This is a genomic window from Rhodanobacter sp. UC4438_H5 (assembly GCF_052978405.1).
Map to the genome: position 1 here is coordinate 2,301,316 of NZ_CM129672.1, position 12,686 is coordinate 2,314,001.

Here is a 12,686-nt window from a genome sequence, read left to right on the forward strand (position 1 = left end):
CCTGTTCCCATGGCGACGCGCCTGCGAGGCCCACGGGGCATTTCATCAGGTTGCGATAAGGCTCGGCAGGTTTGGTTGCTCCGTTACGCTCACGGGGGAGGTAGCAGATCATGTCCAAAGGTCATTTCAAGTGTGGTGGCAAGGCGCAGCGGGTGATGTTGGCGCGCTTGCCGCTCGCGGCGGCGATCGGTTTTGCCGTGGCCGCACCAGCGCTCGCCCAGGATGTTGCCGAGCAGCCCGCATCGGCCGCGACGACCTCGGCGGCAGCGCAAAAGGTCAAGACCCTGGGTACGGTCACGGTGACCGCGCAGAGGCGCACCGAGGATCTGCAGAAGGTGCCGATCAGCATCAACGTGCTGGCACAGGATCAACTCGAGGCCCTGCACGTCCAGAACTTCAAGGACTACGTGAAGTACCTGCCCAGCGTGTCCTTTCAGGACAACGGTGGCGGCAATGGCGCGCAAGGCTTTGCCATCATCTACATGCGCGGTGTCAGCAGCGGCAGCGGCGGGGACTATACCGGGTCGCGGCCGAGCGTCGGCATGTACCTCGACAACCAGCCGATCACCACGATCCAGGGGCCGGTCGATATCCACATGTACGACATCGCCCGCATCGAGGTGCTGGCAGGACCGCAGGGTACGTTGTATGGCGCCAGCGCCGAAGCCGGTGCGTTGCGCATCATCACCAACACGCCCGACCCCGCCGCTTTCGCGGCAAACTACACGCTCGGCGCCAACAAGGTTGCACACGGTGGCATCGGCTCCACCGTCGAGGGCATGGTCAACATTCCGCTCAGCAAGAGTGCCGCCATTCGCCTCGTGGGTTGGCGCGAACACGATGCGGGCTACATCGACAACAAGGCCGGCACGCGTACCTACCCGTCTTCCGGCATTACCATCAGCAACGCCGACGACTGCACCCCCGGCGTGCTGCTGCAATGCCACGGACACGCCCGCAAGCACTACAACGACGCCGACACCCAGGGCGCACGCGCCGCGCTGAAAGTGGACCTGAACGACAACTGGTCGATCAGCCCGACGCTGATGGGGCAACAGACGATCTCCCACGGTTCATCTTCCAGCGATCCGAGCGTGGGCGATCTCGCCGTCACGCACTTCTTTCCCGAACGCAACAACGATCGCTGGTGGCAGGGCGCGCTGACCGTGCAAGGCAAGATCGGCAATTTCGATGCGACCTATGCCTACGCGCACCTCAAGCGCAACCAGGAGCAGGAGTCCGACTACACGGACTACTCATTCTGGTACGACACCCTGTACGGCTCCGGTGTCTATTTTTACGATAACGGCGGAGACCTGATCGATCCGTCGCAGCATCCGTTTTTCCGCGATCACTACACCAACAACAGCCACGAACTGCGTCTTGTCTCGCCCAGCGACGATCGCCTGCGTCTGGTCGCTGGCGCGTTCTGGCAGAAGCTGAAACACGATATCCAGTACCAGTACAAGATCAGCGGCCTGGCCGATTCGCTGACGGTTACCGGCTGGCCGGACACCCTCTATCTGAGCCGGCAGGTCCGCTACGATCGCGACCAGTCGGTGTACGGCGAACTGTCGTGGGACTTCATCCCCGATGTCCTCACGGGCACGATCGGCGAGCGCTATTACCGCGACAGCGGCAGCTTTTACGGCTTCTTCGGTTTCAGCGAGGGCTATTTCCCCGGCTCGAGTTACGGCGAGGCCGGCTGCATCTCGCCCGAGCCATTCGAGGGCGCGCCCTGTCTGGACTTCAACAAGCGGGTGAAGCAAAGCGGGTCGCTCAACAAGGTCAACCTGACCTGGCATGCCACACCCCATGCCATGGTCTATTTCACCCGGTCCGAGGGCTATCGCCCGGGTGGCATCAATCGCAACGCGTCGCTGCCGCCCTATCAGGCGGATTTCCTGACCAACCTCGAACTCGGCTGGAAGACCTCGTGGTTCGACAATCGGCTGACCTTCAACGGGGCCGTGTTCCGCGAGACCTGGGATAATTTCCAGTTCGACATCACGGGTCCGAACGGTATTTCCGAAATCCTCAATGCCAATTCGGCCCGCATCGACGGACTGGAGTCGCAGCTGAACTGGCAGGCGACCTACAACCTGCAGCTGAGCGCCGGCATCGCGTTGTATGACGCCAAGTTGACCGCCAACTACTGCGGATTCACCGACAACAACAACCGCCCCGTCACCGACTGTCCGGCCGGCTCGATCAATACACAAACGGGCGACACGGTGGACGGGCCGCTGGCACCAACGGGCACCCGCCTGCCCATCACGCCACGGTTCAAGGGCAACCTCATCGCGCGTTATACCTTTGATGTCGGCAGCAAGAGTGGCTTCGTCCAGGGCGCATTGACGCATGTGGGGGACCGCACGACGAGCCTGCTCCTGCTCGATCGCAGCCTCTATGGCGGACTGCCTGCCTACAATTCGGTCGACCTCTCCGCCGGTCTCCAGGGGGACAACTGGTCGGTGAGTGCCTATATCAACAACGCGTTCGACAAGCGCGCCGCGCTGTACAAGTTCTCCGAGTGTGCGGTAACGGTTTGCGGTGCGCACGGCGTGGTGCCGGAATACCCGAATGGACAGGTGTACACGGGCTTCAGCCAGCCGCGCACGTTCGGCATCAGCTTCAAGCAGGATTTCTAGTCGAGCGGTCGATTGCCGCACCGGACGAAAGCCCTGGCGTCGGCCAGGGCTTTTCGTCGCCCGCCCGATGGCGGGCAACGCCTCGCCGACAGATGGCCCTTTGAGGGGAGTGGTTCATGCCCGTCTTCATTCGCACCGCTTGCATGTCGATTGTCGCGGCCATCGGGCTGTCGACAGCGATGCCATCTGCGGCTGCCGGCGTCGAGTACGACACCATCATCCGCAACGGCCACATCATCGACGGTACGGGTTCGCCCTGGTACGCGGCCGATATCGCCGTGAAGGATGGTCGCATCGCCGCGATCGGCAACCTCGCCGACGCGCATGCCAGGCAGATGATCGACGTCCACGGCCTGGTCGTGGCGCCGGGATTCATCGACATGCTTGGTCAATCGGAAATCACCATGCTGGTCGATCCGCATGTGCCGTCGAAGATCTTCCAGGGCATCACCACCGAGATCACCGGAGAAGGCGAATCGGTGGCGCCGCTCGACGCCGAGATGATCAGGCAACGCCAGGCGGCGTACGCGCATTATCGGATAACGCCGGACTGGCGCACGTTCGAACAATATTTCGCGCGCCTGCAAAAGCAAGGCATGGGTATCAACGTAGGCACGTACGTGGGCGCCACTTCAGTGCGCGAGATGGTCATTGGCTACGAGAATCGCGCACCCACGCCGGACGAGTTGAAGAAGATGCAGGCGCTGGTCGCGGAAGCGATGAAGCAAGGTGCGCTGGGGCTGTCCACGGCGCTGGAGTACACGCCGGCGCCTTACGCCGGAACCGACGAGTTGATCGCCCTGGCGAAGGTTGCCGCACGCCATGGCGGCATTTACGCGACCCACATGCGCAACGAGGGCGATGCCGAGATGGCTGCGCTGGACGAAACCTTCCGGATCGGCCGCGAGGCGGATATTCCGGTGGAGATTTTCCATCTCAAGGCCACCGGCAATCTCAAGGGCAAGATGGCACGGGTGATCGCGCGCATCGACGCGGCTCGTGCCAGCGGCGTCGACGTGGCGGCGGACACCTACGCCTATACCGCGTGGCAGAACGATCTGTCGGCCTTCATCCCGCCCTGGGCCCATGACGGCGGCAACCTGAAACTGATCGAACGCCTGAAGAATCCGGCCACGCGTGCGCGCATCCGCAAGGACATGCTCACTCCCAGCGATGCCTGGGACAATGAGTGGCTCGCGGCCATCGAGCAGGCGCACGGCATCATGATCGGCAGCGTCAACAACAAGGCGTTGCAGAAGTACGTCGGCAAGCGGGTCAGTGAGATTGCAGCGGAGTGGCACGAGGATCCGATCGACACGATCTGCGACTTCCTGATCAAGGACAACGCCGCCACCAGTTCGGTGGTGTTCGGCATGCAGGAGTCCGATGTCGAGCTGGCGCTGAAGCAGCCGTGGGTTTCGATCGACACGGACTATGAGGGAACCTCGCCCGATGGCCTGCTCGGCAAGGATCGTCCGCACCCACGCGCCTACGGCACCTTTCCGCGCATTCTCGCCAGGTACGTGCGCGAGCAGAAGCTGCTCACGCTTCCGGACGCCATCCGCAAGTTCAGCGCATTGGCGGCGCAGCGTGTGCATCTGCCGGATCGCGGCGTGCTCAAGCATGGCATGTGGGCAGACATCGTCGTGTTCGACCCGGCTGCGATCCGCGATGTCGCCACCTTCACCGACCCGAACCAGCTGTCGGTCGGGATGCAATATGTGCTGGTCAACGGGGTCCCGGTGATCGATGGCGGCAAGATGACGGACGCGCTGCCGGGAGTGGTATTGCGCGGTCCGGCTTACTCCGGCAGATAGCCGAATTCCGAAAGGAACGGGTACTGGGGTTTCGGTGGCAAGAGCTGATTCGGCAACTCCCTGCACCCCACCCTTCAAGCGGCCTTCGGGCCGCTCTCTTGTTGGCACCGTACGCGCATGGCGGCGCAGCCGGCTGCCGGAGGGCTTTGCACGCAAGCCGTGCGGTGGCCTAGGATGGCGCACCGGCGGGCGAGCAGACAGCCGCCGGGAGGTTCGCAGGGGAACCCTCAACGGTGGAACGGCGCCTCGACAGGCGCCTCGCTGACGCTCTCTCCAGCGAAAAGGACGCGCGACGATGGCCACGCTACCGACAACCCGCATACTCGATCCCGCGGATTATCCGCGCTGGGTCGCCGCGGTCGCCGCCTCCCCCGATGGCAGCGTGTATTCGCTGCCCGAGTATCTCGACGCGCTGTGCGCCGCCACCGGCGGCCGCTTCCGCGTGCTCGCCGCCGAGCGCGACGACCACATCGTGGGCGGCATCGCGCTGTTCGAATGCAGCGACCGCCGCGGCGCCTTCGTGTCGCCGCGGCGGCTGCTCTACTACAACGGCCTGGTGCTGGTGCCGCATGCCTGCAGCTGCCCGGCCACTGCCACCTCGCGCCGGCTGCAGACCATGGATGCGCTGGAGCACGCGCTCGCGCGCCTGCCGCTGGGGCGGCTGCGCTTCAAGAGCCGCTCCACCTGCACCGACCTGCGCACGTTCCAGTCGCGCGGCTGGAGCGTGCAGCCGACCTACACTTATGTGGTAGACATCAGCGACCTCGCCAGCGCATGGACGCGGGTGGACAAGAACCATCGCCGGCTGATCGGGCGCTGCACCGAGCAGGGCCTGCAACTGAGCATGGACGACGACTTCGACGCCTTCCACCACCTGCACCTGCAGACCCACGAGCGCAAGGGTGCGCCGCTGTACCTGCCGCGCGAGGCGTTCCGCCGCTTCGTGAAAACCCTGCGCGAACGCAACCTGGGCCGGCTCTACCACGCACGGATGCCCGACGGCCGCGTGGCCGCCAGCCAGCTGGTGCTGACCGGGCCGCACCCGGTCAGCCACACCGTCTGCGCCGGCGCCGAGGCTGCGTTGCTGAGCCTGGGCGCATCGGCGTTCCTGCGCTGGCGCGCGCTGGAACACCTGGCCGCCGAGGGCTACCGCGCCAACGACCTGACCGACGCCGAACTCAACCCCGTCACGACGTTCAAGTCGCAGATGGGCGGCGAGCTGTCGCTGTGCCTGGAGGTCTCGCGTGCCGACGACATCCGCTTCCGCCTCGGCGACTGGGCAACCACGCTGCCGCAGCGCGCCCGCCGCGGCGTGCACCGTGCCCTGCGCCGCCCCACCGGCATGGCCGAATGAGCGAGCCCGTGGTTTCCGGGGCCGAACTGGTCTGCGCCACGCTGACGCGCGCCGGCGTCGATTGCGTGTTCGGCCTGCCCGGCACGCAGACCACGGGTCTGTACGAGGCGCTGCGCCGCGCGCCGCTGCGCAGTGTCGTGGCCACCCACGAGTTGTCGGCGGCGATGATGGCCAACGGCTACTACCGCGCCTCGGGGCGGATCGCCGCCTTGCTGACGATTCCCGGCCCGGGCTTCACCTGGGCACTGACCGGGCTGGCGGAGGCGGCGCTGGATTCGGCCGCGCTGCTGCACCTCACCATGCAGCCGGCACGCTCGCCCGGACAGCAGTTCCAGCTGCAGGCGCTGGACCAGGCGGCGATCGCCGGCCCGCTGAGCAAGGGCCAGTACCACGTCGACCATGCCACCGGGATCGCCCCCGCGTTGCTCGCGGCACACGCACAGGCCGGCGCCGGCGAACCCGGTCCGGTGCTGGTGCAGTTTGCGAGCGATGCATTGCGCGAAGCGGCGCCGCTGGCAGATGTCGCGCCTCCTTCGCCGCCACCGCTCGACGAGGCCGCACTCGACGCCGTGCTGGCCACGCTGCGCCAGGCCGGTCGCTGCATGCTGCTGCTCGGCCAGGGCTGCGCCGCCGCGGCCGGGTTGGCCACGCAGCTGGCCGAAACGCTGTCCGCCGCGGTGGTCACCACCACCTCGGGGCGCGGCGTGGTGGCCGAGGATCACCCGCTGTCGCTCGGCTTCGCGTTCGCCGGCAACGAGTGCGGCACGCTGAACGCGCTGGTCGAGGCCAGCGGCGCGGTGCTGGCGATCGGCTGCAAGTTCTCACACAACGGCAGCCGCGGCTTCGAGCTGCGGCTGCCGCCGGAAAAACTCATCCACGTCGACGCCAGTGCCGCCGTGCTGGGCGCCAACTATCCCGCGCGCCACGCGATATGCGCGGACGCGGCGACCTTCCTGGCCGCCCTCCTGCAACGGCTGCAGACCAAGCCTGGCCATGCCGGCTTCAGCCACGACGAGATCGCGCAGTGGCGGCGGCGCGCCGACGACGAGCGCGACCGGCGGCGGGTCGAGCCGCGCATCCACGGCGTGGACGGCGGCCAGCCGCAGGCGTTCTTCGCCGCGCTGCGCCAGGCGCTGCCACGGCACGGCTGCCTGCTCACCGACTCCGGCCAGCACCAGGGGCTGGCGCGCCGCCACTTCCCGGTGCTGTGCCCGCGCGGCCTGATCGTGCCGACCAACCTGCAGTCGATGGGCTTCGGCATCGGCGCCGCGATCGGCGCCTGCCTGGCCGATCCGGCGCGGCCGGTGGTGGCGCTGGTCGGCGACGGCGGCCTGGCGATGTCCGGGCTGGAGCTGCTCACCGCAGTGCGCGAACGGCTGCGGCTGACCGTGATCGTGTTCGTCGACGGTGCCTACGGCCTGATCCGCATGCAGCAACTGGCCGGCTCGGGCCATGCGTACGGCACCGAGTTCGACAGCGTCGACGTCGCCGCCCTGGCCGCGGCCGTCGGTGCCACGCACGTACGCCTGCAAGGCGATGCGCAGGCCACCCTGGCCGCAGCGATCGAGGCGCCCGGCGTGACCCTGGTCGAGGTGCGCGTGGGCGATTCCGCACCGATGCACTGGCTGCGAGCCAAGAGCCGGCTGCGCGGTTCGCGGCTGCGCAGGTGGTGGCGCCACCTGCACCGTTGAACCCCCACGCGCGGCGGCCCGGTGGCCATCGCGGGTGCTAGCATGGCCGCACAGGCGCGGCGTCGAGCGCACGCATGCGGCGATCAGGGGAAACATCCATGGGCAAGCGGGACGGGCGGCACGTGCCGGCGATCGTGATGGGCTGCGGCCCCACAGCGTTGGGCATCCTGCGTTGTCTGAAACTGGCCGGCATCCCGACCTACGTGGCCTGCCGCGCGGGCGACCAGGTGACGCGCTCGCGCTGGTTCCGGCCCACGCCCGGACCGACGGCGTGGGATGGCGTGCCCGGTCCGCAGGCACTGGACCACCTGCGTGACTTGCCGTTGGACGAGGCGGTGCTGATCGCCGGCGCCGACGACGCCGCACTGTGGCTGGCCGACCTGCCGCAGAGCGAGCTGGGCCAGCGCTTCCGCACCAGCACCTGCTCGCGGCAGACGCAGGAACTGCTGCAGGACAAGTCGCGCTTCGCCGCGCTGCTGGCCGAAACCGGCATGCCGCACCCGCCGACCTACCGCATCGACAGCGCGGCGGACATCGCGGCGATGCCGTTCGAGCGGCTCGACCGCGTCTTCATCAAGCCGGTCAACTCGCAGAAGTTCAGCGACGTGCTGGGCATCAAGGGCGTGTGGGTACACAGCCGCGAGGAGCTGCTGGAAACCTGGCAGCGCCTGCACGGCCTGGGCTTCCGCCTGATGGCGCAGGAGTACGTGCCCGGCACCGCCGCCGACCATTATTTCGTGGACGGCTTCCGCGACGCGCAGGGACGTTTCACCGGCCTGTTCGCGCGGCGACGCTTCCGCATCCACCCGGCCGACTTCGGCAACAGCTCGTACTGCGAGAGCATCCCGCTGACCCAGGTCGAGCCGGCGGCGACCAACCTGACCGCGCTGCTGGCGAAGGTGGATTACCGCGGCATCTTCAGCGCCGAGTTCAAGCGCGATGCCCGCGACGGCCAGTTCCGCATCCTCGAGGTGAATACCCGCGCCTGGACCTATGTCGAGTTCGCCGCGCGCTGCGGCGTCAACGTGTGCGAAATGGCCTGGCAGGACGCGCTGGGCCTGCCGGTCGATGCCGCCGCGCCGGATTACGTGGTCGGCGCCGGTTGCGTGAACCTGCAGCGCGACATCAACGCCGTGCGCGGCCAGTCGCGGCAGGCCCGCGAGCCGTGGTCGAAGATCCTGCGGCAGTGGGCGCGCGCGCATTACCACACGTTCCGTTTCGACGATCCGCTGCCGGGCCTGTCCAGCGCGTGGCGCATCGCCACCCACCGCACCGGGCGCCACCACGGCCCCAGCGAGGCGCCGGTACCGCCGGCCGCCGCGCCGAACGAGCCGCCGGCAAACTGAACCCGGACGGCATATATCGCTCCATCGCGAATCGAAGATATATACTGCCGGGCACCGTGACCCCGGAACCCTTGCGATGCCGTCGATCAGCTTCGAATTCTTTCCGCCCAAGACCGACGACCAGCGCGCGCAGCTCGACCGCGCGGCGCAGGCGCTGAAGGCGCACCGACCCGAATACGCCTCGGTCACCTTCGGCGCCGGCGGTTCCACGCTGAGCTACACCGGCGACACGGTGGCGCGGCTGCATACGCAGCACGGGCTCAACGTGGCGCCGCACCTGTCGTGCATGGGCGGCACCCGGGCGGAGATCGCCGCGCTGCTCGACGGCTACCGCGCGGCGGGCTATCGGCGCATCGTGGCGTTGCGCGGCGACATGCCCTCGGGCATGGCCACGGCGGGCGACTTCCGCTACGCCGCCGAACTGGTGGCCTTCATCCGCCGGCACTGCGGCGACCATTTCCACATCGAGGTGGCGGCCTACCCGGAGACGCATCCGCAGGCCGACGACGCGCTGCGCGACCTCATGCACTTCAAGGCCAAGATCGACGCCGGCGCCAACGGCGCGATCACCCAGTATTTCTTCAACCCGGATGCGTATTTCCGCTTCGTCGACGACGTGCGCAAACTTGGCGTGAACGTGCCGATCGTGCCGGGCATCATGCCGATCTCCAACTACAGCCAGCTCAGGCGCTTCTCGGAAATGTGCGGCGCGGAAATCCCCCGCTGGATCGCCAAGCGCATGCAGGCCCACGGCGACGATGCGGATGCGGTGCGTGAGCTCGGCGCCGAGGTGGTGGCGCAACTGTGCCGTCGCCTGCTCGACGGCGGCGCGCCGGGGCTGCACTTCTACACGCTCAACCGCGCCCGCGCCACGCAGGCGGTGTTGCAGCAGCTGGCCTGAAACCACCACCGCGCACAACCTCCCGCAGGAGCCCGCTGGCGGGCGATGCCTTTGAGGCGGGGATTTGCAAGCAAGAGCATCGCCCGCCAGCAGGCTCCTGCGATGGTGATGCGCCAACGGGAAGTCGTTCGTGGCGCCGCGGGACGGCTATGCTGACCGGATGTTGCGCCTGGTCGCCCTGCTCAGCCTGGCCTTGCTTGCGTGCGCCGCCCCCGCGGCGGCGCAGACGCCGATCCATCGTTGCATCGGCGCCAACGGCGGCGCGGTGTTCACCGACCAGCCGTGCGCCGCGCTGCGCGCCACGCCGGTCAACCCCGCGACGCCCACCGATACCCCCGCGCCGAGCGGGCCGCCGCCGGTGCTGTGTGCCGCCAACATCGAGGAGCTGCGCCAGAGCGTGATCGATGCGTTCGCGCGGCGCGACAGCGTCCGCATGGGCGGGCTGATCCTGTGGGACGGTTACGGCCGCGGTGCGGCGATCGCCGACATCCGCGCGCTGACCACGCTGATGGAACAACCGCTGCTGCAGGTCGACCTGCCCGCTCCCGCGGCATCCGCCGCGGCGCTGCCGGACAACTGGCCGCCCCTCGCCGGCGACCCTGCTCCAGCGGCAACCGTCGCGCCCGATCAACTGGTGCTGCACACCGCCGGCGCCGACGGCGCGGGTTCCACGTGGCGTTTCGACATCGTGCGCCAGGCCGGCTGCCTGTGGCTGCGCAACGCGCCGTAAACGCCGCCCCCGCAGCGACGCGCTATCATGTGCAGTCTTCATGGAGAACCGAACATGGCGCAGCAGTACCCCGAATGGATCTGGCAGAACGGCCACATCAAGCCGTGGGCCGAAGCCACTACCCACGTGATGTCGCACGCGCTGCATTACGGTTCGTCGGTGTTCGAAGGCATCCGCAGTTACGCCACGCCCGACGGCGCGGCGATCTTCCGCCTCACCGACCACCTGAACCGGCTGTTCCTGTCGGCCAAGATCTACGACATGCAGCTGCCGCACTCGTTCGAGGAGCTGGCCGCCGCCTGCCGCGAGGTGATCCGCAAGAACGGGCTCGGCGCGTCCTACCTGCGCCCGGTGGCGTATCGCGGCCTGGGCGGCTTCGGCCTGTCCGCCGAAACGCCGATCGACATGGCCGTGGCCGCCTGGCCGATGGGCCCGTACCTCGGGCCGGAAGCGCTGCAGAACGGCATCGACGCCTGCGTGTCGAGCTGGCAGCGCTTCGCCCCGAACACCATCCCGGCCGGCGCCAAGGCCGGCGGCAATTATCTTTCCGGCCAGCTGATCGCGCGCGAGGCGCGCCGGCTCGGCTTCGGCGAAGGCATCGCGCTCTCCTCCAGCGGCCTGCTCAGCGAAGGCGCCGGCGAGAACCTGTTCCTGGTCTTCGACGGCGTGCTGCACACCACGCCGGCCAGCGCCTCGATCCTTGCCGGCATCACCCGCGACACGCTCAAGACGCTGGCCCGCGAGGACGGCATCGAGGTGGTCGAGCGCGACATCCCGCGCGAGTACCTGTACCTGGCCGACGAGGTGCTGATGTGCGGCACCGCCGCCGAGATCACCCCGATCCGCTCGGTCGACGGCAAGCAGGTCGGCGCCGGCAAGGCCGGTCGCGTCACGCTGCGCCTGCAGGAGCTGTTCTTCGGCCTGTTCGACGGCCGCACCCACGACAAGTGGGGCTGGCTGGAACAGGTCTGAGGGAAGCCCCTCTCCCCGTGGGAGAGGGGTTGGGGAGAGGGTACGGGCGGAGCGCGCTGCGGCAGCGTTCCTTGTGGTATTCAACGCGGCGCCCCGCACCCTCATCCGGCGCTGCGCGCCATCTTCTCCCGAAGGGAGAAGGGATCTTCGGCTCGCACCTCCCAAACGGGCCTGATACGAAAAACCCGCCTTCCGGCGGGTTTTCTTGGTTCACATCAGGTTGCGGCCGTGGAACAGTTCCTCGATCTCGCGCCGGAGCAGCGACTCGATCCGCTGGCGTTCCTTGAACGACAGGTCGTCCGCGTGCGACTCGAACAGGTAGGTGTCCAGGTCGAAGTCCTTGATGTGCATCTTGGTGTGGAACATGTTCTCCTGGTACACGTTGACGTCGAACATCTCGTACTTCTGCCGGATGTGCCGCGCCAGGTAGTCCTGCACCGAATTGATCTTGTGGTCGATGAAGTGCTTCTTGCCCTTCACGTCGCGGGTGAAGCCGCGCACGCGGTAGTCGCACACCACGATGTCCGACTCGAAGCTGTCGATCAGGTAGTTCAGCGCCTTCAGCGGCGAGATCACGCCGCAGGTGGCCACGTCGATGTCCGCGCGGAAGGTGGCGATGCCGTTGTGCGGATGCGTCTCCGGATAGGTGTGGACGGTGATGTGGCTCTTGTCCATGTGCGCCACCACCGCGCCGGCGATCGAATCACGGCCGAGCTTCTCCACCACCGGTTCCTCGGAAATGAGGATGGTCACCGACGCGCCCTGCGGATCGTAGTCCTGGCGCGCGATGTTGAGGATGTTCGCGCCGATGATCTCGGCCACGTCGGTGAGGATCTGGGTCAGGCGGTCGGCGTCGTACTGCTCGTCGATGTATTCGATGTAGCGCTGGCGCTGCTCTTCGGACACCGCATAGCAGATGTCGTAGATGTTGAAACTCAGCGCCTTGGTCAGGTTGTTGAAACCCTGCAGGCGAAGACGGGGAAGCGGTTTGACCACGAGCGACTCTCCATGGGCCATGGCGGCCGGCTGTAGAGGCGGGTTAGCGACAAGGGTCCCCGCGATTGGTGTGAAGCACAGGCTGGTGCCTGCGACCCTTGGTTGGTGGCATGCTCTCGACGTTGCCGCTGTCGAAAGACCGCGAAGTATGCGGCAAACGCGTCAGGAAATGAACCTGCAGCCAATCGGCATGTTTGCCATAATGCGGGGCAAGCTGACGTGATTGCG

General features: G+C 67.3%; 9 protein-coding genes. 8 read left to right on the forward strand and 1 reads right to left on the reverse strand.

The window, feature by feature from the left end; all coding sequences use genetic code 11:
- Window positions 1-110 precede the first annotated feature (110 nt).
- From ACVCL9_RS10835 to ACVCL9_RS10870, 8 genes are all read left to right on the forward strand, one after another.
- Complete coding sequence (locus ACVCL9_RS10835; protein ID WP_447098123.1) at window positions 111-2,651, forward strand: TonB-dependent receptor; 2,541 nt, start codon at window positions 111-113, stop codon at window positions 2,649-2,651.
- A 116-nt stretch (window positions 2,652-2,767) separates the two neighbouring features.
- The gene (locus ACVCL9_RS10840; RefSeq protein ID WP_447098122.1) at window positions 2,768-4,468 is read left to right on the forward strand and encodes an N-acyl-D-amino-acid deacylase family protein; all 1,701 of its coding nucleotides are present in this window, start codon (window positions 2,768-2,770) and stop codon (window positions 4,466-4,468) included.
- A 295-nt stretch (window positions 4,469-4,763) separates the two neighbouring features.
- Window positions 4,764-5,822 (forward strand): GNAT family N-acetyltransferase, encoded by a 1,059-nt coding sequence (locus tag ACVCL9_RS10845; RefSeq protein WP_447098121.1) that lies wholly within the window; start codon window positions 4,764-4,766, stop codon window positions 5,820-5,822.
- Window positions 5,819-7,513: a thiamine pyrophosphate-binding protein gene (locus tag ACVCL9_RS10850; RefSeq protein WP_447098120.1), complete on the forward strand. Its 1,695-nt coding sequence runs from the start codon at window positions 5,819-5,821 to the stop codon at window positions 7,511-7,513. Before ACVCL9_RS10845 ends, ACVCL9_RS10850 begins: the two co-directional genes overlap by 4 nt.
- 98 nt (window positions 7,514-7,611) lie before the next feature.
- Complete coding sequence (locus tag ACVCL9_RS10855; RefSeq protein WP_447098119.1) at window positions 7,612-8,859, forward strand: carboxylate--amine ligase; 1,248 nt, start codon at window positions 7,612-7,614, stop codon at window positions 8,857-8,859.
- Between the two features lie 76 nt (window positions 8,860-8,935).
- Window positions 8,936-9,760 carry a methylenetetrahydrofolate reductase [NAD(P)H] gene (metF, locus tag ACVCL9_RS10860; RefSeq protein WP_447098118.1) on the forward strand — a complete coding sequence of 275 codons (825 nt, stop codon included), beginning with the start codon at window positions 8,936-8,938 and terminating at the stop codon, window positions 9,758-9,760.
- A 130-nt stretch (window positions 9,761-9,890) separates the two neighbouring features.
- Window positions 9,891-10,490, forward strand: a complete 600-nt coding sequence (locus tag ACVCL9_RS10865; RefSeq protein ID WP_447098117.1) for a DUF4124 domain-containing protein — start codon at window positions 9,891-9,893, stop codon at window positions 10,488-10,490.
- Window positions 10,491-10,544: 54 nt separating this feature from the next.
- On the forward strand, window positions 10,545-11,462 hold the full coding sequence (locus tag ACVCL9_RS10870) for a branched-chain amino acid transaminase (RefSeq protein ID WP_395120145.1): 918 nt from the start codon (window positions 10,545-10,547) through the stop codon (window positions 11,460-11,462).
- Between the two features lie 210 nt (window positions 11,463-11,672).
- On the opposite strand, the gene speD is transcribed toward ACVCL9_RS10870, so the two are convergent.
- Window positions 11,673-12,458, reverse strand: coding sequence for an adenosylmethionine decarboxylase (gene speD / locus ACVCL9_RS10875; protein ID WP_136258246.1), 786 nt, complete (start codon window positions 12,456-12,458; stop codon window positions 11,673-11,675).
- Window positions 12,459-12,686 lie beyond the last annotated feature (228 nt).